Below are 20,528 nucleotides of genomic sequence, written 5' to 3'. Positions count from 1 at the left end.
CGATTTAAGTATTTACCCTGATTGCGTGCACTCCTAGAATTCCACACATGCGCAACGACGTTCGTGTCCGAAGCGCCCGACAAAACAATCTGGAGGTAACGCATCATGAAATCGCTGATCAAGGCAGTTGCACTGGCCGCATTGGTTGCCGCACCGGTCGTTTCGTTTGCACAGTCGAACCAGCAGCCGCTGACGCGTGCGCAAGTGCGCGCGGAGCTCGTGCAGCTCGAAAAGGCCGGCTACAACCCGAACGACTGGTTGAACTATCCGGAAAACATTCAGGCCGCGCAGGCGAAGATCGCTGCCGCGAACGGCGATGCGACGGGCTACGGCGCGAACGCCGCAGCGGCATCGCAAGCGGGCCAGCGCGTTGCCGTGCCGGCCGCGGCCGACCGCTCGTCCGTCTACTTCGGTCACTGAGCGTCGTACGGCGGCCGCTCGGCCGCCGAAGCTACCGGCCGAACAAAGCCCGCACTCGATCCGGATTCGAGTGCGGGCTTTTTTGCGTCCGCCACGCGCGCCGACGGGCCGTCGCACGACGACGCTGACATTCGCACGCACGTGCGCTAGCATCCCGGACGGTGTCGCCGACGCGCGGCACGCGGCCTCCGTCCGTACCGGACTCCACGACGTCAACCAACAACAAGGAGCGATCCCATGCGTGTCCCGACCGCCGTGCTGCTGTGCACGCTGATGCTGGCGGCGAGCGTCGCCCATGCGCAGGCGAATTGCGCGAATGCGTCCGACCAGGCGACGCTGACCGCGTGCGCCGAGCACGCGTACAGGCAGTCCGACGCGGTGCTGAACCGCACGTACCAGACCGTCACCGCGCGGTTGCGCGACGCACGGCCGGTTGCCGACAAGCTGGTCGCCGCGCAGCGCGCGTGGATCGCATATCGCGATGCCGAATGCCAGTTCTCGAGCGCGAACGCCGACGGCGGCAGCGCCTATGCGATGGTGGTCGCGACCTGCCTCGACGATCTGACCAAGGAGCGCACCGAAACGCTCAAGGCGTATCTATCGTGCGAGGAGGGCGATCTCGCGTGCCCGGTGCCCGCGAAGTAGCGATACGCGCGCTCGCGCGGTGGCGCGTCATGCGTCATATGTCGTCGGCCTCGTCGACGAGCTTGTGCCGCAGCGCGTAGCGCACGAGCGCCGCTTCGTGCGGCATCTGCATCTTTTCCAGAATCCGCGTCTTGTAGGTGCTGACCGTCTTCGCGCTCACGCATAGCGCCTGCGCGATTTCGGTCAGCGTCTGGCCGGCCGCGATGCGCCGGAACACGTCGAACTCGCGGTCGGACAGCCGCTGATGCGGCAGCGTGTCGGCCGGCTCGTTGAGGCTTTGCGCGAACTGCTCGGCCATCGCGAGACTGACGTACACACCGCCGGACGCGACCTTCGTGACCGCGCCGACCAGCTCCGCACTGGCACTTTCCTTCGTCAGATAGCCCGACGCGCCCGCGCGGAACGCGCGCACCGCGTACTGCTGCTCCGCGTGCATCGTCAGCACGAGCACGCGCAGCGCGGGGTTCTCGTCCTTGATCTGCTTGATCAATTCGACGCCGTTGCGGCCCGGCATCGACAGGTCGAGCACGAGCACCTGCGCAGGCGTCGCGCGGACGAGCGCGATCGTCGACGGGCCGTCGCACGCTTCGCCGGCCACTTCGAAACCGGTCGCGTTCTGAAGGATGTGCCGCAGACCGTCGCGCACGAGCGTATGGTCGTCGGCGATGAGCACCTTGATCATGAGATGGGGTTGTCCTGTTCAACGTTGCCGAGCGGCAGGGCGACGGTGATCGAGAAGCCGCGCGCCGGCGCGGTATCGATCGTTACGGTGCCGCCGAGCATGTGCGCGCGCTCGCGAATGCCGATCAGCCCGAACGATTTGTCCTCGTGTGCGGGGCCGCCGGGCGGTGCGCCGTGGCCGTTGTCGGCGACGCGCAGCACGCAGAAGCCGTCTTCGACGTCGAGCCGCAGCGCGACGCGCGTCGCATCCGCATGGCGCGCGACATTCGTCAGCGCTTCCTGGACGATGCGGAACAGCGTGGTCGCCCCCGCGTTCGTGAAGGCGATGCCGCCCGTTTCGACATGGCGTTCGACGTCGATGCCGTAGCGGTTCGTGAAATCGTTGGCGAGCCATTCGATCGCCGGCACGACGCCGAGATCGTCGAGCATCACGGGCCGCAGATCGGCCGCGATGCGCCGCACCGACGCGACCGTCGCGTCGATCAGCTTGCGCATGCCCTGCAGATGCGCGAGCACGGTCGCGTCGGGCGCCGCGTCGCCCGGCGTGCGCAGCCGCTGCTCGACAACCGACAGATCCATCTTCAGCGCGGTGAGCTGCTGACCGAGATCGTCGTGCAGTTCGCGCGCGATGCGCGTCTTTTCCTCTTCGCGCACGTTCTGCAGATTCGCGGAGAGCTCGCGCAGTTCTTCGCGCGACTGCCTCACCGCGTTCTCGGCGCGCAGCCGCTCGGTGATGTCGCGCAGCATCACCGTGTACAGCTTGCCGGAGCCGTCGCGGATCTGCGAGATCGACGCTTCGATCGGAAATTCCTCGCCGTTCGCGCGCAGGCCGAACAGCACGCGCTGGCGTCCCATTTGCCGCTCCGACACGCCCGTCACGCCGAACTGGTCGACGTGCTTCGCATGCGCCGCGCGAAACCGTTCGGGGATGAAGCGCGACAGCGGCGCGCCGATCGCTTCCATCGCCGAGACGCCGAACACCTGCTCGGCCATCGGATTGAAGATCACGACCGTCTGCTTCTCGTCGATCGTGATGATCGCCTCCATCGACGAGCGGATGATGCCCATCATTCGCGCTTCGTTCAGATGACGGCTGCCGGCGCCCGCGTCGCCCGCGGCGGCCGCGCGGCTACGCATCAGTGCATGGACGAGCCCCGCGAACGCGATCGACGCGAGCAGCCCGGCCGCGAGCACGGTGGCGGCCGCGCGCTGCGCGCCCGTTGCGCTCGGCCGTCCGTCGGCCGAATACGCGAGCGTGAGCGCGGTGCCGCCGAAATTGAGGACCTCGGTGCGCCGCATCAGGTATGGCGACGTCGCGGCCTCGTCGGTCGTCGTCTCGGCGCTGACGATCGGGCGCGGATCGCTGCCCGCGCCGATCTTCAGGTCGATCCCGCGTTCCGCGTCGAGCGCGCGGTCGATCAGCCGCTGCGGGCTCAACGCGGCGAACAGGATGCCGTCCGGCTCGAGGTCGCTCGCGACGGACGGTGCGCCGGCAGCGCGCCGCGTAGCGGCAACCGGCACGAACAGCGTCAGCGTGCGTGCGTCGTAGGACAGATCGTCGTCGGCCGGATGCACGCCGAGCGCAACTTCGCCGGTACGCAGCGTGCGCGCGAGCGCCTGTGCGTCCGGTGCGCCGAAGCGCACGACCGGCGCGACGGACGGCGGCGCGCTCAGCGTTGCGGTCGCGAGCGGGCCGGCCGGCATCGGCGCGTGTCCGGCGAGTGCGGCGCGCGTCGCATCCGACAGCGGCGCGTAGCCGAGCTGCCGAACCGGCGAGCGGCTGGCGTCGAGATCGAGCGATTGGGCGTACCGCGTCCATTGTTCGGGCGTCATCTGCGGGACGAGCGCAAGCGCGCCGCGCGCGCTGTCGAGTATCCCGACGCCGGCCAGCAGTTCGTGGCGCAGCATCGCGGTCACGCGCGCGGTACGGCGCTCGAAGCGCGCATGGACGGCGTCCTGCCACTCGTCGCGCACCAGCAGCGCGACGCCGAGCGACAGCGCCGCGCCGATCACGAGCGCCGCGGTGCCGGCCGCAAGCGGCTGGCGTAACATGGTCCGGAAGCGCGCGGGCTCTCGGGCGCCACGGGTTGGGGTTCCTCTGGCGGTCATTGGCTGGCCATTCTGTTGTCCGCCACCCGGGCACTCGGGCGACGCGCGCTGCCCGGGCGAGAGCCGCGCCCGGCACAGTCGATGTGTTTTCAACGCGAAATTGTGCTCGCTTTGGGCGTTTTTTGTAATAGGGTCGGTTAAATGGGGCGCGGGCCGGCCGGTGCTCGCGTGCAGGATGCGCGTCGGCGCGATCGGAGGGACGGACATGTACAAGCGGATTTTCGTCGGGCTCGACGGCAGCCCGAGTGCGCGTCTCGCACTGAACGAGGCGATCCGGATCGCGGCCGCCTCCGGCGGCACGATCACGTGTGCGTACGTAGTCGAGCATCGGCCGCGGCTCGTCGACGTCGGCGCCGGTTTCCCCGAGACGCCGGACGACGACGCAGCGGCCGCCGATGTCGCGACAGCCGTGCTCGACGAAGCAAAAGCAGTGCTCGCGCAGCGGCAGGTGCCGGGCACCGTGCGCGCGCTCGACGCATACGGCGAGGAGGTCGCGGCGGTGCTGATGCGCACCGCGGCCGAAGCCGATGCCGATCTGATCGTGATGGGCACGAGCGGCCGGCACGGGCTGCGTCGGCTGCTGCTCGGCAGCGTGGCCGAATCGCTGCTGCGCGCGGCCGATCGCCCCGTGCTGCTGGTCCGGCACGACGAGCCGGCGCCGGCGCCGACTCGCACGTAATCGCCCGCGGCCGCGGTACGTGCCACGCAGCGGCGCCGGCGGTTGCATCGTGTCTATCACTTCTGGCAGGATCGGCCCAAGCCGCCGATCGTCGTCGCGTTGTCTGCGTCCGCGATGCGGGCCTCGCGCGCATGGCCGCGGCGCCCGATGCCGTGCCGCATTGGTCGGCGTGCGGCCGGTCTCGCGACCGTCCGTTGGCCGGATGCGGATTCGCCCCACTTACCGTTCTTCGTCGCCATGCCGATTTCCGCCGCGGACCTGATCCGCCAGTTCGACCTGCAGCCGCATCCCGAAGGCGGCTATTTCCGCGAAACCTACCGCGCCGCCGACACGGTCGTGCGTCCGTCCGACGACGCGCGTCGCGCCGCCTCCACCGCGATCTACTACCTGTTGTGCGATGGCGCCTATTCGTCGTGGCACCGGATCCGCTCCGACGAGGTCTGGCACTTCTATGCCGGCGATCCGCTCGAGGTATGGGTGCTCGACGAACGCGACGGGCTGACGATTCATCGGCTCGGCAATCCGCTCGTGCATCCGGGCACCGTGTTCCAGGCCGTCGTGCCGGCCGGACGCTGGTTCGGCGCGCGCTGCGCGTCGCCCGAGCAGGTCGCGTTCGTCGGCTGCACGGTGGCGCCGGGCTTCGAATTCGCCGAATTCGAGCTCGCCGACGCCGACGCGCTGGCCGAGGCGTTTCCCGAATATGCGCAGCACGTCGCCCAACTGGCGCCGCGCGCGCCCGGTTGAAGCGGGGCAGGGCGCCGGCCGGCATGCGCGCGGCGCCGGCGAAACCCGTTTAGAATGCGCGTCATGTAGTGCCGGTGCGCCGAGGTGGGTGCCGGCATTGCACAGCCGTATCGACGGCCGCCGTCGTCGCCCGGTCCGCATGTCATCCAGGAGCGCCGTCGTGTGGCATTTCCCGATCGCAATTCCATCGTCGCTCGGCCCGTGGGCCGTGTTCGCGAGCGTGCTGATCACGCAGCTCGGCGTGCCGGTGCCGGCCGTGCCGATGCTGATTCTCGGCGGCACGATGGCGGCGATGGGACAGGCCTCGTGGGCCAGCATGTTCGTCGCGGCCATCGGCGCGACGATGCTGGCCGATTCGCTGTGGTTCTTCATGGGCCGCACGCGCGGACGCCGGCTGCTGAATGCGCTCGTGCGCTTTTCGTTGTCGCTCGATACGACGTTGCGCTTCGCGCGTAACGTATTCGAAAGGTATGGCGCGCCGCTGCTCGTGCTGTCCAAATTTCTGCCGGGGCTCGGGCTCGTGTCGGCGCCGCTGCTCGGCACGACCGCCATCGGCGTCGGCGTGTTTCTGTTCTGGGATCTGGCGGGCGCGTCGCTGTGGGCGGCGTTCTGGTTGATCGGCGGCGCCGCGGTTCACGACCAGATCGTCCAGTTCGTGCTGTGGGTGCGCGCGAGCGGCGGCACGATCCTCGACGCGTTTCTTGCGATCTTCATCACGTTCGTGCTGTACCGCTGGGTGCGGCGGCTGCAGTTCCGCCGCTGGCTCGCGCAGGTGCGCATCTCCCCGCCGCAGCTCGTCGAGATGATGACGTCGAGCGAACCGCCGCTGATTTTCGACGCGCGGCCGCGTGCGATCCGCGAGCGCGAACCGTACCGGATCGCCGGCGCGGTGCCGCTGGATCTCGAGTCGCCCGATCTGCTCGACCCGGAAGTGCTGAAGCGGCCGATCGTCGTCTATTGCGTGTGCCCGAACGAGGCGACGGCCAAGCGCATCGTCGCGCAGCTGCAGCGCAAGAAGATGATCCACAACATCCGCGCGCTGAAGGGCGGCCTCGATGCGTGGGAGAAGCACGGCTATCCGGTCGAGCCGATTCCGGTCGATCTCGATACGTCGCGTTATTTCGTGCGGCCGGAGCATGCGGCGCTGGGCGGCGAATATACGGTGCGCGCGACGTTGAGCAAATGACGATGCGGTTGCGGGTTGGCGTTGTTTTGGGCGTGGCTTGGGGCTGCTGGGGGCGGTGAGCACACGCGGTCGCGTCGGAGCCCTTTCTGCTTTCGTGTTAATCGGCGTGCAGCAAGTAATCGAGTTTTCTCTCCGATGCTTTGCTCATGCGCCGATTCGAATGCACCCGCCACCCAATCGAATTTCATCTCCATTTCCCGCACCCTCACGGCGAGAAAATCGGCTGGCGTAAAACCGCCGATCTTTCTTATAATCGCGCCTTCCTATTGGGTGCCGCCAATCGCGCACCCATCACGCGCGATTGTTCGCGCCGAAAGCGGTGGATTCCGTCGCCGCTCGCCGCCGCGCTCAGCCGCGCCGCGCGGGCCGCGCGCGGTTTCCGTGAAAGGCCCGACCGGTCATTCCGGATTGTTCCGGAAATCGCCGGTAATTCGCGGCGATTCCCGAAGGATGGACGCACTATCCGTATCGCTTTCCAGTCGGAAAGCGGTCGCGCCGGTTTTTCGTTTTCGGCACCGATAACGGCATCGACGCTCGCGCATCGACCTCGACACAATGACGCGGCCGCCGTGCGGCCGCGAGGAGACGGACTTGAAACAGCAAGAAGACCAGCTTCGCCGCGGGCTGGAAGAACGGCACATCAACCTGATGGCGCTCGGCGCGACGATCGGCGTCGGCCTGTTCCTCGGCTCGGCCACCGCGATTCGCGCGGCCGGCCCCGCGATTCTGCTGACCTATCTGCTCGGCGGCATCGTGATCTTCCTGATCATGCGCGCGCTTGGCGAAATGGCGATCACCAATCCCGTCGCGGGCGCGTTCAGCCGCTATGCGCGCGACTATCTCGGCCCGCTCGCGGGCTATCTGACCGGCTGGACCTACTGGTTCGTCTGGATCGTGACCTGCATGGCCGAAATCACCGCAGTCGGCGTCTACATGCACATGTGGTTCCCCGCCGTACCGAACTGGATCTGGGCGCTCGCCGCACTCAGCGCGATGGGTGCCGTGAACTTCATCGCGGTCAAGCTGTACGGCGAATTCGAATTCTGGTTCGCGCTGATCAAGATCGTCACGATCGTGCTGATGATCGTCGGCGGCGCGCTGATGATCGTGTTCGGCATCGGCAACGGCGGCGTCGCGACCGGGATCTCGAACCTCTGGACGCATGGCGGCTTCATGCCGCACGGCATCGGCGGCGTGATCGATGCGCTGCCGATCGTGATGTTCGCGTATCTCGGCGTCGAAATGCTCGGCCTCACCGCGGGCGAAGCACGCAACCCGGAGAAGTCGCTGACGAAGGCCGTGAACTCGGTGTTCTGGCGCGTGCTGATTTTCTACATCGGCGCGCTGTCGGTGATCATGTCGATCTATCCGTGGGACCAGATCGGCACGCAGGGCAGCCCGTTCGTGATGACGTTCTCGCGGCTCGGCATTCCGGCCGCGGCCGGCATCATCAACTTCGTCGTGCTGACGGCGGCCCTGTCATCGTGCAACAGCGGCCTGTTCAGCACCGCGCGAATGCTCTACAACCTCGCGCAGCAAGACCAGGCACCGCGCGTGCTCGGCCGCGTCAATGCGAGCGGCGTGCCCGTCTATGGCGTGATCGTCTCGGTCGCGCTGCTGCTGGTCGGGGTGCTGCTGAACTACCTCGCGCCGCAGCACGTGTTCGTGTGGCTCACGTCGGTGTCGACGTTCGGCGCGATCTGGACGTGGTGCGTGATCCTGACCGCGCAGATGCGCTTCCGCCGCACGCTGTCGGCCGACCGCGTCGCGCGCCTGCCGATTCGCGTGCCGTTCTATCCGCTCGGCTCATACGCGGCGCTCGCGTTTCTCGCGTTCGTCGTCGTGCTGATGGCGTTCACGCCCGATACGCGCGTCGCACTCGTGATCGGCCCGCTGTGGATCGTGCTGCTCGGTATCGCGTACACGGTGTGCTACGCGAAGCGTCCGGCCGTATCGACGCCGAAGTCCTGAGCGGCCGGCGCCCGCGCGCGTCCTGCGTGCGCCATCCGGGCCCGCGCGTGCGCTGATCTCGATCATGCACGCACGGGCCGATACGCTTTATCCTGTCCCGATCGCTGGTCCGCGCTTCGCGTGGCCATCCGCCGATTCGTTCCGCGCCGGTCGTCCGTGGCCGCCGCGCGCGGCGCTGCGCGAAGCTCCCGTCGTCGTTGGCGACGACGCGTACGCACGGAGGCCTTCGCCATGCAGCCTGCCCAGTCCGCCCGGTCCATCGCGCGCGTCGCGCTCGCGATCGACCCGACACCCGAATCGCTGTCCGCCGCCCGCTATGTCCGCACCTTGCTGCGTCCCGGCATGCAACTGCGAATCGTTTGCGCGATCGACAACCCGCGCCTCGTGCTGCCCGACATTCCGCGCATCGATGCGTTGCTGACGTCGGCGCGCAAGGAAATGACGCACGACGCGCAGGCGACGATCGAACGCACCCTTGCACTGTTCGCGGACAGCGACGTCGAGCTCGAACCCGCGATCGTCGATACGTCGATCACCGGCGGCTCGGTCGCCGACGCGCTCGCGAACGACACCTCGCAGTGGGGCGCCGACGTGCTCGTAGTCGGTGCGAATCCGCATCACGGGCTGCTGCGGCTCGTGGAAGGTGCGATGTCGGACACGCTCGCGACGCGGGCGCATTGCGCGCTGCTGCTCGTCCCTGCGTCGTATGCGCGCGAGTCGGACGGCCCGCTGCAGCGGCTGATGTTTGCCGTCGACGGCAGCGAGCCGTCGCTTCATGCGGTCGAGGTGGGGCTCGGCTTCGCGGCACCGCAGACGCTGCTCTACGCGGCCTACGTCGTGGACCGCGCCGTTCGGCTCACCGACATCGTGCCGGTGCGCGCGCTCGAGAACGCCTATCGCGCCGAAGGCGAGGATGCGCTGGCGCGTGTCGCGCCGATGCTGCATGCGACCGGCAACCCGACGCGGCGCGGCATCGTCGAGACGCGCCCGACGAGCGACGACGTCGCGCACGCGCTGATGCGCGATGCGGTGCACTGGCATGCGGAACTGCTCGTGGTCGGCACGCACGGCCGGCGCGGCATTGCGGCATGGCTGATCGGCAGCGTCGCGCGGCGTGTCGCGCATCTGGCCGAGGTGCCCGTGCTGCTCGTACGCGGACAAGGCCGCTGAAGGCGCACGAAACGCGCAGCGCTTGATCTGCGTCAGAAACGGCGCACGGCGCGCATGCGACAGTGGCAGGCCATTCGACGCAGCGCGCCGCACCGTGCATGCGCAGCGGCAACGATGCAGCGCGGCGCGCGCCGGGCATGCGGCACACCGCCGAATCGTCACCGCCGCATGCTGCGCCGCTTGCACGCACGGACCGTCTTTTTCTGCGACCGGCCGCATCGCCCGCCACCGACGAATCGCGAACTCTCTGGCACGAGGGTAGGCTGCCGCAAGGCGGCCCTGGAAGAAGGGCGGGATGCCGCGATCCCGCCCGCTTTCCGGCATCGCCGGCATCGTATGCGTGCGCGGTCCGGGCGATCGCGACCCTTGACGTCGCATTTCGGCGAGTCTAAGTTGCACGCTACGGCGACGCGCCGACATGCACGCGGTGCATGTCCACCCGCCGCGACGCGTCCGGGGTGACGCGACATGTTCATCGATCCTGCGCGAACGGCCTGCCTCGGCCGCCTTTCATTGATCGCGCGCAAGCAAGCCGCGGCGCACCGCACGCCGCACGGCTTCCGACTCGTTACGCTTTCCTTGCCGTTCCGTTTCCGTCACTTCGACCGTCAGGAGTCCGTCGATGTCACAGGACGATTTACTCGATTCGCTGAAGGAAGCTGCCGCGCGACGTGCGATCGACGCGGAGCAATTGCATGCGATGCTCGACGCCGAGATACGCGCGCTGTCGTCCGGCGCGCGCGTGCACGACTACATCCGCGTGATCGCGATCCGCCATCTGCGCGAACGGATGCGCGAGAACGCCGATATCGTGCCGGATCCCCGTTCACGTGGTGCCGGCGACGATTCCCCCGGCGCCGACGCACGTTCGGGTCCCTGACGGTCCCGGCATGACGTGACGCGCGCCGAGGCTCGGCCCGAACGGACCGAGCACCGAGCGCGCGCGTTTCGTCAGACGTTTCATCGATTTGTCACGGACCGCTCAAGTCGGCGACGCACGTGCCGTTTACCCGGTGAATCCCTCCACCGGGCGTTTGTGCACCCTTACCGAGTCGTCGCCATGTTTTCGTCCATCCGCACCCGCATCCTCGCCGCGTGCGTCGCCATCGTCGTGTTCGCGCTCGTCGCTACCACCCTCATCAACTATTTCATTGCGCGCGCGTACAACGACGATGCGATCGATCGCAACCTGACGTCGGTTGCCAGCGGCCACGTAGTCGGGATCGCGGACTGGGTCGCGACGCGGCGCCGGATGGTCGAGTCGCTGCAGGACGCCGCGCTGTCCGCCGATCCGCTGCCGGTGTTCAAGCAGATGGCGGCCGCGGGCGGCTTCACGAACGTCTATGCGGGCTATGCCGACAAATCGTTCCGGTTTTCCGATCCGACCGGCATTCCCGCCGACTACGATCCGACCGGCCGGCCGTGGTACCGGCAGGCGGCGCAGGCCGGCAAGCCGGTCGTGACGCCGCCGTATGTGGATGCCGGCACCGGCAACCTGGTCGTCACGTTCGCGGTGCCGATTCTGCGCGACGGCGCGCTGAAGGGCGTCGTCGCGGCCGACGTCGGCATGGACAGCGTGATCGCGAACGTGAAGTCGATTCATCCGACGCCTGCCAGCTTCGGGATGTTGATCGACAGCAGCGGCCACGTGGTGGCGCATCCCGACTCGAAGCTGACGCTGAAGCCGGTCGCCGACCTGTCGCCCGATCTCGGTGCGATTCCCGCGGCGTCGCTCGCGGGTGCGAGCGCGCCGGTCGAGGTGCACGTCGGCGACGACGCGAAGCTCGTACGCGCGCAGCCGGTGCCGGGCACGGACTGGTACGCGCTCGTCGCGCTCGACAAGGCCGATGCGACGGGCGGCATGCGCTCGCTGCTGACCGCTTCGCTGATCACGATGATCGTGATCGTCGCGGTCGCGTCGTTGATCGTCGGTGCAATCACGACGACCGCGTTTCGCCGCCTGTCGCAGGTGCGGCTCGCGATGGCCGAGATCGGCTCGGGCGGTGGCGATCTGACGCAGCGGCTGCCGGCCGAGGGCCGCGACGAAGTGGCCGACATCGCGCGCTCGTTCAACCGCTTCGTCGACAAGCTGAGCGACGTGATCCGGCAGATTCGCGACGCGAGCGAATCGGTGCGCACGGCGGCGAACGAGATCGCGGCTGGCAATCAGGATCTGTCGTCGCGCACCGAATCGGCGGCGGCGAGCCTCGAGGAAACGGCCGCGTCGATGGAGCAGATCACCGCGACGGTCGGCCAGTCGGCCGCCGCAGCCGGTCAGGCGGACGAGCGCGCGGCCGCCGCGTCGCGCATCGCGTCGCACGGCGGCGCGGTCGTGTCGGACGTCGTCGCGACGATGGCGAAGATCGAGGAAGCGTCGGGCCGGATCGGCGACATCATCGGCGTGATCGACGGCATCGCGTTCCAGACCAACATCCTCGCGCTGAACGCGGCCGTCGAAGCGGCGCGCGCGGGCGAGCAGGGGCGTGGCTTCGCGGTGGTCGCGCAGGAAGTGCGCAGTCTCGCGCAACGCAGCGCGCAGGCCGCGCGCGAAGTGAAGGTGCTCGTCGAATCGACGGTCGACAGCGTGTCGGCCGGCTCCGGGCAGGTGCGGCAGGCTGGCGAGACGATGCGCGAAATCGTGTCGAACGTCGCCAACGTGACGACGATCATCTCCGAGATCACGCATGCGGCGAACGAACAGACGCGCGGTATCCAGGAAGTGAATCGCGCGGTCACGCAGCTCGACGAGATGGTTCAGCAGAACGCGGCGCTGGTCGAACAGTCGACCGCGGCGGCGTCGGCGCTGCAGACGCAGGCGAACGCGCTCGCGTCGACGGTCGGCCAGTTCAGGGTCGCGTAGCGCGTTCGCCGGACGCCGGGCGCGCGGCGTCGTCGCCGGCCTCGCGCATCAGCGCGAGCCGGTTGTACAGCGTCTTCAGGCTGATGCCGAGTGCCTTCGCCGCGAGCGGCTTGTTGCCCTCGAAATGGCGCAGCGTCGCGGCGATGAAGCGTTGCTGCGCATGATGCAGCGTCGCCCCGAGCGGCAGCGAGATCGCGTCGTCGTGCATCAGGTCGGCCGGCACCGGTTGCTTCGGCAGCGTGACGTCGATTCCGTCGTCCGCCAGGATGTACGCGCGCTCGATCGTATTGCGCAGTTCGCGCACGTTGCCGGGCCACGAGTACGCACGCAGCGCGGCGATCGCCGCATCGGTCAGCCGCTTGTCGGACCGGTGCCGCGCATTGAGCGCCGCGACGAACTCCTGCGCGAGCACCTCGACGTCGCCTTCGCGCTGACGCAGCGGCGGCACGACGAGCGCGAATGCGGCGAGCCGGTAGAACAGGTCTTCGCGCAGGCGGCCGTCGCGCACGGCGTCGGCCGGATTGTGGCGCGTCGCGGATACGATCCGCACGTCGAGCGCGATCGCTTCCGTGCCGCCGACGCGCAGGATCGTGTTCGACTCCAGCGCGCGCAGCAGCTTCACCTGCAGCGCGGCGGGCATTTCGGCGATTTCGTCGAGCAGCAGCGTGCCGCCGCGTGCGGCTTCGAAGAAGCCGATGTGCTGCGCGGTCGCGCCGGTGAAGCTGCCTTTTTCGTGGCCGAACAGCTGCGACTCCGCGATGTCGGGCGGAATCGCGCCGCAGTTGACCGCGACGAACGGCCCGTTGCGCCGCGGGCTCAACTCGTGCAGCCGACGCGCGACGATGTCCTTGCCCACGCCGCTTTCACCCGCGATCATCACGCTCGCGCCGGTCGGCGCGACTTTCTCGATGCGCGCGAGCAGCGCACGCATTGCGGCCGAGCGACCGGACAGCCGGCGTTCGTCTGCACGTTTCGCGCGGGACGACGTTTCCCGCGGCGGCTTCAGCATGTCGGTTGGCACTTCGATGTCACGCAATTCGTCCATTTGGAATACCGGGTATCGACAACGCGGGCGGCGCGAAGGTGCCGGCGCATAGAAATTTCCAATGCGCACGGCGCTGGCGATCGCTCGCGTGCCTTTTTTCGATCGACAGCCGCCTGGCATGCACGGTCGGGGGCAGGATTTCAAAACGATCCCATGCTTTTTTACAGAAAGCTAATGAAAAAACGTGCGTCCTGGCGCGTGCTTTGCGGCGACCGAGGTATCGCAGCGGGATAGCGGGGCCCCATCCGCGACGAAACGCGCTGTCATCTTCGCACGGCGCGCGCCGCGACATGGCGCAGCGTTGCACATCGCGGCCCGGCAACGCGCGGTGCGCGCCGTCCCGCGCCCGTGCGTGCGCCGCGCCGTGCCGCTGCCGGCCGCCGCAGGCTGCGGCGCTCGGACCGTTGCGGTGGTGGCGTCGGCGGGTATGACGGTTGCTTGCCGCGTGTCGCTCGCCCGGCCCGTTCGACGGTATGCCGGACCGCCCGGGCGGCACGCCGCCGCGCGAAGGATGCCGGCGCGAATGCAGGAACGCAATGAGGACCGTTACCCGTGAACTATTCCGGCAGGGTGCATGGGTCGTGCTGGCCGTCGGCGTCGCGTGCGCGCTGCAGGCGGGCGCGATTCGCGTGGTCGGCGCGCATGCGCCGTTTGCGCCGTTGCCTTTTTATGCAGGCGTCGCCGCCGCCGCGTGGCTGACGTCGCTCGCCGGCGGCCTCGCCGCGATCGTCGCGAGCACCGTCGTGATCGCTGCGCTCTGGTGGCGCGACGCGCCGACGGCGACATGGCTGGCCGACGCCGGCACGTTCGTCGCGATCGGCGTGATCGAATGCGCGCTGATCGCAGCCGTCAGGCCGTTGTTCGCGCGCACGCGTGCGGTCGACGACGCGCGCGACGCACGCCGGGAGCCGGCGGCTGCGCCGCCTCCATCCGAGGACGTGCTGTTGCGCCGCGTGGTCGATGCGTCGCCCGATGCGATCGTCGGCGTCGACGGCGCGCGGCGGATCGTCAGCTGGAACCGCGCGGCGCAGCGCATCTTCGGCGCCGACGCGGCGACGATGATCGGCCGCGATGTAACGACGCTGTTCGCGCCGCGCTGGCTGCGGCGTCAGCCGGTGCCCGCGTCGATCGACGAGGTACACGCGCCGGTCGGGCCGATCGACGTGCTGTGCATGCGGCAAGACGCACACTGCTTTCGCGCGACGTTTGCGGCATCGCCGATCGTCGATGCGAACGGGCATGTCGACGGCCTCTCGATGACGCTGCGCGAGGCGCGCGAGCGCCGTCGCGACGAGCGGCGCGATCGCCTGTCGCTGCGCGGCGCGCGCGACGCCCGTGTGCAGGCCGACACGGCGAACCGGCTGAAGGACGAACTGCTCGCGACCGTGTCGCATGAATTGCGCACGCCGCTGAACGTGATCTACGGCTGGGTCGAGGTGCTGCGCAGCGTCGACGGGCAGGGCTTCGCGCAGCAGGCGGTCGACGCGATCGATCGCAGCGCGCGTTCGCTCGCGCGGATGGTCGGCGATCTGCTCGACGCGTCGTCGCTTGCGACCGGCAAGCTGCGTCTGGAGCGTACGCCGGTCGACGTCGCGCGCGTCGTGCACGACGCGGCGCGCGAGTTCGGCGCGCCCGCGCATGCGAAGGGCATCACGCTCGTCACGGAAGGCGCGGGCACGGCGTGCGTGATCTCCGCCGACGCGGAGCGGCTGCATCAAGTGCTGTCGAACCTGCTGTCGAACGCGATCAAGTTCACGCCGAGCGGCGGACGCATCGTCGTGTCGCTCGCACGCGTCGACGCGCACGTCAGTCTGTCGGTGGCCGATACGGGGCAAGGGATGGCGCCCGAAGCGCTGCCGCATCTGTTCGATCCGTTCAACCGTCCGGCCAATGCGCCGGCATCGCCGCAGCGCGGCCTCGGGCTCGGCCTGTCGATCGTGCGCAACATCGCGGAGCTGCACGGCGGATCGGTGGAGGCGGCCAGCGAAGGGCCCGGTCGCGGCCTGACCGTCACGGTCACGCTGCCGGCCGGCTGGGAGGCGGACATGGCGGTCGTTCCGCTCGGCGCCATGGACAGCGTGCCGGCGGCGGCACTCGAACACCAGCGCGTGCTCGTCGTCGACGACGAGCCGACGTCGCGCGCGAGCCTCTCGGCCGCACTGCGGACGCTCGGCGCGCAGGTGTCCACCGCGCAGTCGGGGCGCGACGCGCTCGCGAGCATCGAGCGCGATCCGCCGACCGTCGTGCTATCGGACATCGCGATGCCCGACGGCGACGGATTCTGGCTGATCGAGCGCGTGCGGCGTCTGCCCGGGCGCCACGCGCGCATGCCGGTGGTCGCCGTGACCGCGCATGCGGGCGTCGCGGATCGGCAGCGGGTGATGGCCGCCGGCTTCGACGCGTATCTGTGCAAGCCGGTCGACGTGCCGACGCTCGCGAGCGCGATCGACGACGTGACGGCCCGTCGCACGCGCGAGAAGGACGGACCGGAACGGTAATGACGGCAAGCGCGGCCGGGCGGTCGCGCGCCGGCAGCGGAGGACGGGAGGACGACATGAACGAAACGAAACACGCGCCGCGCGCGAATGCGCAGCCGGCGCCGCCGCGCGTCGAACGTCGGCCGCCGGTTGCCGCAATCGCGCGCATACTGGTGTTGTCGTGTGCATGGATCGCGGTGCCTCGTCCGGCGGCGGCCGAGCAGGGCGTCGGCGCGAAGCTCGCGAGCCAGGCGTCGGCCGTCGGCAGCCAGCTGCGCGACGCGACGATCGCGTCCCGCGTCAGGGCCGCGCTCGTCGCGGAGCGCGGGCTCGCGTCCGGCGACATCGACGTGCAGGTACGCGATCACGTGGCCGAGCTGACGGGCACCGTGCCCGACGATCGGCAACGCGCGACCGCGCTCCGCGTCGTACGCGACGTGGACGGCGTACGCGGCGTGCGCGACAAGCTGCAGATACGCCCGAAGTAACGTGATGCGCGGGCAAGCGCCGGGCCGATCGGGCGTCGCGCGCCTTGCGGCCCCGCGCGGCACCGTGCAGGAGGGTTCGACATGGACACCATCATCGCGGGCCGTTTCTCGACGCTCGAGCAGGCGGAACGCTGCGCGCAGCAGCTGCGCGGCCACGCCATGCATCGGGACGACGTGAAGGTCTTCTTTCTCAATCCGCCGGGCCAGCATGCGCTGTTCTGGCTCGGCGGCGACGTCTATGCGGATTCCGCCGCCCGGCCGGGCGGGCTGGGCGCGCTCGAAGGCGTCGCGATCGGTGCTGTCGTCGGCGCGGCCGGCGCGGCGGTGCTGTCGATCGGCGGCCTGCATTCGTCCTTCGTGTGGCTCGGCGTGCCGCTCGTCGGCGCGTATATCGGCGCGCTGTGCGGGGCGCTCGGCCGGATGCGCGGCGATGCGCCCGAAGGCCGCGGCGCGCTGCGCGAGTGCGAACACGGCGTCGTGCTCGCCGCGCACGTGACGCGGCGTACGGCCACGTTCGCGCAACGCACGCTCGTGGCGAACGGCGCGCTGTCGGTGGAGCGCGTCGACGGCGCATGGGATCACGGCGCGTGGACCGACTTCTTCACGTCGGGGCATCGGCCGGCATGACGGGCGCCGGCGCCGGCCGCGACACCGCTCGCCGCGCAGCCGCGTGGCGTTGGGCGCGGCCGCGCGTCCGGCGGCGTGCGCGATATGCGGCGTGTGCGGTGGGGCTAGCGGCGGTGGGCTTGCTGACGGCGGCCTCGGCGGAGCCAGAGGCTTCGCCCGCGTCGTCGGCGCACGTCGCGCCCGGCGTCGTGAGCCCCGCGCCGACCGGCGACGAGGCCGACATGGCGCGCCGGCCGTCCGGCATCGATGCGGAGTTCGTCGACAAGGCCGCGATGCTCGGCAAGACCGAACTGCTCGCGAGCGAGCTCGCGGCCGAGCGTTCGTCGAACGCAGAGGTCAAGGCGTTCGCGCGAAGGATGAGCGACGAACACGAACGGATCGCGCGCGAACTGCGCCGGCTCGGCGCGGACAAGGGCGTACCGGTCCAGACGCGAATGCTCGTCGATCCGGCGCTGAACACGTTGCGCACGCTGAGCGGCCCTGCGTTCGACCGCGCGTACGTGCAACTCGCGGGGCCCGCTGCACACGAAGAGGCGATCCGCACGTATGAAGCAGAGGCGCGCGACGGACACGACGCACAACTGCGTGCGTTCGCCGCGCGCACGTTGCCGATGCTCAAAAATCATCTTGCCGCTGCACGCGCGCTCGCGAACGCCGTTGCGGGCGCGCGCTGATTGCGGCCATGCGCGAGTGCCGGCACGCGCCGGCGCGCCCATTCGCTAGCGACGCCGCGCTTCGTCTTCCGGGCCGCCCGGCGATGCTTCGTACGGCGGCGAATCGATCGCCGTTTCGCCTTCCTCGATGACCCAGTACGGCGTGCTGCCGTAATACGCGTGGACGGTCTCGGCCCAGGTCGCATCGGCCATCGCCGGCCAGTGGTCCTTGTCGAAGCCGGGCGCATCGCGCACGCGCTCCGCGGTGACCGGCAGCACGAAACAGCGGCGCTCGGCGTCGAGCGTGAGCCGGTTCCACGGCACCGCGAGCAGCTTGTCGCCGATCCCGAGCAGGCCGCCCGACGATACGACCGCGTACGCGATATGGCCGGATCGGACATCGAGCATGATGTCGGCGATCTTGCCGATGTCGTCGCCGTCCGTCGTCACGACGCGGTCGCCTTGCAGCGTACCGGCGGCCATCACGTCGGGCCCCGGTCCGTTCGAGCGCCGGCCGGCGCGGCCGACGATGCGGGCGCCTTCGGCGGGTTGTCTGTCGGCTGTCATCGCGTACCTCCTGTTCGAAGTGCGAAGTTCGAAGCGAACGGCATCGGCCGCGGCGGGCGTGGCGGGCCACCTCGTCGGCTGTGGTCGACGCGCCGCTGGCAGCGGCGATCGCCGGCTCAATGGCGACGCGGCAGCGACACGTCCTCGAGCGTGTTGACGAGTTCGTCTCGCGCCGGGCCGCCGGCGCGCGTCGCGATGTCGCCGAGCGACACGATGCCGACCACGCGGCGGTGCCGGTCGAGCACCGGCATCCGGTGCAGCTGCACGTCGGCCATGCGCTGCTGCACGTCGCCGACGCCTTCGTCTTCCGTACACCATTGCACGGGCTCGGACGCGACCGCGCGCACCGGCGTGTCGGGCGAGCGGCCGTGCGCGAGCGCGCGTACCGCGATGTCGCGGTCCGTCACGATCGCGACCAGCTCGCCGTGATCGCAGACGGGCAGCACGCCGATGTCGAACCGCTGCATCAGTTCGGCCGCATGGCGAATGGTGTCGGTCGGTGCGACGCACACCACGTCGCGCGACATGATCTCGTTGACGCGATACATGAACGTCTCCTTCGGGTCCGGGCGGCTGAACGGGCAAACGAGCACGGTGCGTGCCGGCTGCATGCGGCGCGCATGGCGCCGCGCCCGTCGCGGGACGGAGAAATTTGCCAGCCTGCTTGTACATCTTCCACGGCCGGCCGCGCGGCAGCGCGGCGGACCTCAGTGGCCGACGCCGGTGATCGCGACGATCGCGAACACCACTGCGCTTTCGATTGCGGCCAGTGCGGCGACGCCGGCTGCGCCGCTGATTTCATGCCACCTGCGTTCAATGCGTTTCATCGATCTGCTCCGGATTGCCGGCCCGACGACACGCTGCCGCGCATGCGGGCCGGGTGCCGCCGTCAGCCGTGATCGCGGGGCGGGGACGGGACATCCGGCGTGCGACGCGCACGTTCGCCGGACGGTTTCGCGGGGTCGACGCGCGTGCCGCCGCCGACGGCGGGCGGATCGCTGGCCGGAAACGTCTCCTCGAGTCCCTCGTCGATGCGTTCTTCCGTCTTGTCGTCGGACGGCTTGCGCGACGCGGCGAGAGCGCGGAGCGGGCCGGCGGCCGGTGACACGGCGTCGCGGCTGCCGGTGGCGTGAACGGTCATGGTCGAACCTCCTTTTCGTGACGAAAGCCGCAACGGGCGTGCCTGCGCGCCGACGACGGCATGGCCCTTGCGGGCCGCTGCGGCCGGCAGCGCGGGCGTAATGCGCGCCGCGGCCGGCGTGGACGAGAGGACAACGCGATGAATGCACCCACGGAAAGAATACGTTACGAGGCCAACGTCTGCGGCGGCGATTTCAGCCACGTGCGCGAACGCTTCGCGACCTGGAAGCGCGAATCGCTGATCTACCGGCCCGAGCGCCGGATGTTCGACGGCAAGGACGAAGTCCGCCAGCTCGACGACACGATCTACGACGGCCCCGAGAGCGCGCAGCGCGCACTCGCTGCATGCTGCCGGCCGTCGGACCGCTACGCGCTCGCCGTGCAGCTCGCGGGGGAAGGGCGCACCATGTGGCTCGTGATGGCGGCATACGCCGACTGAGCGGCTGGATTCGCGGCCCGGCAAACACGGGCAGCCGCGTCCGGGCACGCTGCTTGCGTAAGTCGCCGCGCCATTGACACGCGCGAGCCGTCGCGCAGGAGAGTCATGAAGACGCCATCCATGCTGCACCGTCCCGAACCGACGCCCGACGACTACCCGGAGCCCCCGACGCCCGGACACGACGATCCGGTCGATCCGCCCGTTCCCACGGGCCCGCCGCAGGGCGATCCGCCGTCGCAGCCGCCGCCGATGCGGATGCCGGGCGGAGGCGGTGCGCCGCAGCCGGCCGCGCGATCGCTGAAAGGAGGACCCTCATGGACATTCACGTGCAATCGCCCGACAAGCGCGCGATCGCCCAGGTGCTGGGCCGCTATTTCGAATCGCGCTCGCTGCGTTATCAGATCGAGGAACTACCGGGCGGCGTGCTGCACATCGGTTTTCATGCGAGCGGACGGCCGGCTGCGGTCACCGTCTCGTTCGACGATGCCGCGTACGACGCCTTCACGCATTGGGATGCGAGTCAGAAGCAGCTCGCGCTCGGCCGTCTCGGCGACAGCTTTTCGCAGATGATGGCGCAGCGCAACCCCGCCGCGCCCGGCGCCGACTATCACGTCGAGCGCTTCTGAG

The 20,528-nt window shown here is 69.4% G+C and carries 22 protein-coding genes; 15 read left to right on the top strand and 7 right to left on the bottom strand.

Features of this window, described 5'->3' with window-relative positions:
- Nucleotides 1-105 precede the first annotated feature (105 nt).
- Together BCR55_RS26270 and BCR55_RS26265 are read left to right on the top strand one after the other, a co-directional pair.
- Entirely contained in the window at nt 106-420 is a 315-nt protein-coding gene (locus BCR55_RS26270; protein ID WP_006403573.1) for a DUF4148 domain-containing protein, read from the top strand.
- 237 nt (nt 421-657) lie between these two features.
- Nucleotides 658-1,065: a lysozyme inhibitor LprI family protein gene (locus BCR55_RS26265; RefSeq protein ID WP_006403572.1), complete on the top strand. Its 408-nt coding sequence runs from the start codon at nt 658-660 to the stop codon at nt 1,063-1,065.
- Nucleotides 1,066-1,099: 34 nt separating this feature from the next.
- On the opposite strand, the gene BCR55_RS26260 is transcribed toward BCR55_RS26265, so the two are convergent.
- Together BCR55_RS26260 and BCR55_RS26255 are read right to left on the bottom strand one after the other, a co-directional pair.
- A complete protein-coding gene (locus tag BCR55_RS26260) occupies nt 1,100-1,747 on the bottom strand; it encodes a response regulator transcription factor (protein ID WP_053298549.1) in 648 nt (215 codons plus the stop codon).
- Nucleotides 1,744-3,855, bottom strand: coding sequence for a PAS domain-containing sensor histidine kinase (locus tag BCR55_RS26255; RefSeq protein WP_175403849.1), 2,112 nt, complete (start codon nt 3,853-3,855; stop codon nt 1,744-1,746). Before BCR55_RS26255 ends, BCR55_RS26260 begins: the two co-directional genes overlap by 4 nt.
- Before the next feature lie 205 nt (nt 3,856-4,060).
- Here BCR55_RS26255 and BCR55_RS26250 point away from each other — a divergent pair, with 205 nt between their 5' ends.
- Nucleotides 4,061-4,534: a universal stress protein gene (locus tag BCR55_RS26250; protein WP_059939750.1), complete on the top strand. Its 474-nt coding sequence runs from the start codon at nt 4,061-4,063 to the stop codon at nt 4,532-4,534.
- A gap of 56 nt (nt 4,535-4,590) precedes the next feature.
- On the opposite strand, the gene BCR55_RS32820 is transcribed toward BCR55_RS26250, so the two are convergent.
- The gene (locus BCR55_RS32820; protein WP_139094094.1) at nt 4,591-4,773 is read right to left on the bottom strand and encodes a hypothetical protein; all 183 of its coding nucleotides are present in this window, start codon (nt 4,771-4,773) and stop codon (nt 4,591-4,593) included.
- Between BCR55_RS32820 and BCR55_RS26245 the strand changes: the two genes are divergently transcribed.
- From BCR55_RS26245 to BCR55_RS26220, 6 genes are all read left to right on the top strand, one after another.
- Nucleotides 4,772-5,278, top strand: a complete 507-nt coding sequence (locus tag BCR55_RS26245; protein WP_035947636.1) for a cupin domain-containing protein — start codon at nt 4,772-4,774, stop codon at nt 5,276-5,278. The genes BCR55_RS32820 and BCR55_RS26245 overlap by 2 nt on opposite strands.
- Before the next feature lie 160 nt (nt 5,279-5,438).
- On the top strand, nt 5,439-6,464 hold the full coding sequence (locus tag BCR55_RS26240; RefSeq protein WP_006403567.1) for a DedA family protein/thiosulfate sulfurtransferase GlpE: 1,026 nt from the start codon (nt 5,439-5,441) through the stop codon (nt 6,462-6,464).
- Nucleotides 6,465-7,019: 555 nt separating this feature from the next.
- Nucleotides 7,020-8,435, top strand: a complete 1,416-nt coding sequence (locus BCR55_RS26235) for an amino acid permease (protein ID WP_035947631.1) — start codon at nt 7,020-7,022, stop codon at nt 8,433-8,435.
- A 231-nt stretch (nt 8,436-8,666) separates the two neighbouring features.
- Nucleotides 8,667-9,605, top strand: coding sequence for a universal stress protein (locus BCR55_RS26230; protein WP_006403564.1), 939 nt, complete (start codon nt 8,667-8,669; stop codon nt 9,603-9,605).
- Nucleotides 9,606-10,227: 622 nt separating this feature from the next.
- Nucleotides 10,228-10,485 carry a DUF3562 domain-containing protein gene (locus tag BCR55_RS26225; protein ID WP_006403563.1) on the top strand — a complete coding sequence of 86 codons (258 nt, stop codon included), beginning with the start codon at nt 10,228-10,230 and terminating at the stop codon, nt 10,483-10,485.
- Between the two features lie 180 nt (nt 10,486-10,665).
- Nucleotides 10,666-12,465: a methyl-accepting chemotaxis protein gene (locus BCR55_RS26220; RefSeq protein WP_006403562.1), complete on the top strand. Its 1,800-nt coding sequence runs from the start codon at nt 10,666-10,668 to the stop codon at nt 12,463-12,465.
- Here BCR55_RS26220 and BCR55_RS26215 read toward each other — a convergent pair.
- Nucleotides 12,452-13,474, bottom strand: coding sequence for a sigma-54 interaction domain-containing protein (locus tag BCR55_RS26215; RefSeq protein WP_371493715.1), 1,023 nt, complete (start codon nt 13,472-13,474; stop codon nt 12,452-12,454). The two genes, BCR55_RS26220 and BCR55_RS26215, sit on opposite strands and share 14 nt — an antisense overlap.
- A gap of 572 nt (nt 13,475-14,046) precedes the next feature.
- Here BCR55_RS26215 and BCR55_RS26210 point away from each other — a divergent pair.
- The 4 genes from BCR55_RS26210 (at nt 14,047) to BCR55_RS26195 (ending at nt 17,776) form a co-directional block, all read left to right on the top strand.
- The gene (locus BCR55_RS26210; RefSeq protein ID WP_065496780.1) at nt 14,047-16,008 is read left to right on the top strand and encodes an ATP-binding protein; all 1,962 of its coding nucleotides are present in this window, start codon (nt 14,047-14,049) and stop codon (nt 16,006-16,008) included.
- Between the two features lie 56 nt (nt 16,009-16,064).
- The gene (locus BCR55_RS26205) at nt 16,065-16,475 is read left to right on the top strand and encodes a BON domain-containing protein (protein WP_035488126.1); all 411 of its coding nucleotides are present in this window, start codon (nt 16,065-16,067) and stop codon (nt 16,473-16,475) included.
- An 81-nt stretch (nt 16,476-16,556) separates the two neighbouring features.
- On the top strand, nt 16,557-17,102 hold the full coding sequence (locus tag BCR55_RS26200; protein ID WP_006403558.1) for a hypothetical protein: 546 nt from the start codon (nt 16,557-16,559) through the stop codon (nt 17,100-17,102).
- The gene (locus BCR55_RS26195; RefSeq protein ID WP_065496550.1) at nt 17,099-17,776 is read left to right on the top strand and encodes a DUF4142 domain-containing protein; all 678 of its coding nucleotides are present in this window, start codon (nt 17,099-17,101) and stop codon (nt 17,774-17,776) included. The genes BCR55_RS26200 and BCR55_RS26195 overlap by 4 nt, the downstream gene beginning before the upstream one ends.
- A gap of 45 nt (nt 17,777-17,821) precedes the next feature.
- On the opposite strand, the gene BCR55_RS26190 is transcribed toward BCR55_RS26195, so the two are convergent.
- The 3 genes from BCR55_RS26190 to BCR55_RS26180 form a co-directional block, all read right to left on the bottom strand.
- Nucleotides 17,822-18,322, bottom strand: coding sequence for a PRC-barrel domain-containing protein (locus BCR55_RS26190; RefSeq protein WP_006403555.1), 501 nt, complete (start codon nt 18,320-18,322; stop codon nt 17,822-17,824).
- A 116-nt stretch (nt 18,323-18,438) separates the two neighbouring features.
- The gene (locus tag BCR55_RS26185; RefSeq protein WP_035488124.1) at nt 18,439-18,870 is read right to left on the bottom strand and encodes a CBS domain-containing protein; all 432 of its coding nucleotides are present in this window, start codon (nt 18,868-18,870) and stop codon (nt 18,439-18,441) included.
- A gap of 341 nt (nt 18,871-19,211) precedes the next feature.
- On the bottom strand, nt 19,212-19,463 hold the full coding sequence (locus BCR55_RS26180) for a hypothetical protein (RefSeq protein WP_006397067.1): 252 nt from the start codon (nt 19,461-19,463) through the stop codon (nt 19,212-19,214).
- Nucleotides 19,464-19,601: 138 nt separating this feature from the next.
- Between BCR55_RS26180 and BCR55_RS26175 the strand changes: the two genes are divergently transcribed.
- The gene (locus BCR55_RS26175; RefSeq protein ID WP_059939671.1) at nt 19,602-19,901 is read left to right on the top strand and encodes a hypothetical protein; all 300 of its coding nucleotides are present in this window, start codon (nt 19,602-19,604) and stop codon (nt 19,899-19,901) included.
- A gap of 314 nt (nt 19,902-20,215) precedes the next feature.
- Nucleotides 20,216-20,527 carry a hypothetical protein gene (locus BCR55_RS26170; protein WP_006397065.1) on the top strand — a complete coding sequence of 104 codons (312 nt, stop codon included), beginning with the start codon at nt 20,216-20,218 and terminating at the stop codon, nt 20,525-20,527.
- Nucleotide 20,528: the final 1 nt, after the last annotated feature.

It is taken from the genome of Burkholderia sp. CCA53, assembly GCF_001685525.1.
In the GTDB taxonomy this organism is placed as follows: Bacteria; Pseudomonadota; Gammaproteobacteria; order Burkholderiales; family Burkholderiaceae; genus Burkholderia; species Burkholderia multivorans.
This window is presented reverse-complemented; position numbering and strand designations above follow the sequence as displayed.

Coding starts and splice junctions, on each gene's coding strand:
- BCR55_RS26270 (WP_006403573.1), top strand. CDS start 106: ATGAAATCGCTGATCAAGGCAGTTGCACTGGCCGCATTGGTTGCCGCA.
- BCR55_RS26265 (WP_006403572.1), top strand. CDS start 658: ATGCGTGTCCCGACCGCCGTGCTGCTGTGCACGCTGATGCTGGCGGCG.
- BCR55_RS26260 (WP_053298549.1), bottom strand. CDS start 1,747: ATGATCAAGGTGCTCATCGCCGACGACCATACGCTCGTGCGCGACGGT.
- BCR55_RS26255 (WP_175403849.1), bottom strand. CDS start 3,855: ATGACCGCCAGAGGAACCCCAACCCGTGGCGCCCGAGAGCCCGCGCGC.
- BCR55_RS26250 (WP_059939750.1), top strand. CDS start 4,061: ATGTACAAGCGGATTTTCGTCGGGCTCGACGGCAGCCCGAGTGCGCGT.
- BCR55_RS26245 (WP_035947636.1), top strand. CDS start 4,772: ATGCCGATTTCCGCCGCGGACCTGATCCGCCAGTTCGACCTGCAGCCG.
- BCR55_RS32820 (WP_139094094.1), bottom strand. CDS start 4,773: ATGGCGACGAAGAACGGTAAGTGGGGCGAATCCGCATCCGGCCAACGG.
- BCR55_RS26235 (WP_035947631.1), top strand. CDS start 7,020: ATGACGCGGCCGCCGTGCGGCCGCGAGGAGACGGACTTGAAACAGCAA.
- BCR55_RS26230 (WP_006403564.1), top strand. CDS start 8,667: ATGCAGCCTGCCCAGTCCGCCCGGTCCATCGCGCGCGTCGCGCTCGCG.
- BCR55_RS26225 (WP_006403563.1), top strand. CDS start 10,228: ATGTCACAGGACGATTTACTCGATTCGCTGAAGGAAGCTGCCGCGCGA.
- BCR55_RS26220 (WP_006403562.1), top strand. CDS start 10,666: ATGTTTTCGTCCATCCGCACCCGCATCCTCGCCGCGTGCGTCGCCATC.
- BCR55_RS26215 (WP_371493715.1), bottom strand. CDS start 13,474: ATGCTGAAGCCGCCGCGGGAAACGTCGTCCCGCGCGAAACGTGCAGAC.
- BCR55_RS26210 (WP_065496780.1), top strand. CDS start 14,047: ATGAGGACCGTTACCCGTGAACTATTCCGGCAGGGTGCATGGGTCGTG.
- BCR55_RS26205 (WP_035488126.1), top strand. CDS start 16,065: ATGAACGAAACGAAACACGCGCCGCGCGCGAATGCGCAGCCGGCGCCG.
- BCR55_RS26200 (WP_006403558.1), top strand. CDS start 16,557: ATGGACACCATCATCGCGGGCCGTTTCTCGACGCTCGAGCAGGCGGAA.
- BCR55_RS26195 (WP_065496550.1), top strand. CDS start 17,099: ATGACGGGCGCCGGCGCCGGCCGCGACACCGCTCGCCGCGCAGCCGCG.
- BCR55_RS26190 (WP_006403555.1), bottom strand. CDS start 18,322: ATGACAGCCGACAGACAACCCGCCGAAGGCGCCCGCATCGTCGGCCGC.
- BCR55_RS26185 (WP_035488124.1), bottom strand. CDS start 18,870: ATGTATCGCGTCAACGAGATCATGTCGCGCGACGTGGTGTGCGTCGCA.
- BCR55_RS26180 (WP_006397067.1), bottom strand. CDS start 19,463: ATGACCGTTCACGCCACCGGCAGCCGCGACGCCGTGTCACCGGCCGCC.
- BCR55_RS26175 (WP_059939671.1), top strand. CDS start 19,602: ATGAATGCACCCACGGAAAGAATACGTTACGAGGCCAACGTCTGCGGC.
- BCR55_RS26170 (WP_006397065.1), top strand. CDS start 20,216: ATGGACATTCACGTGCAATCGCCCGACAAGCGCGCGATCGCCCAGGTG.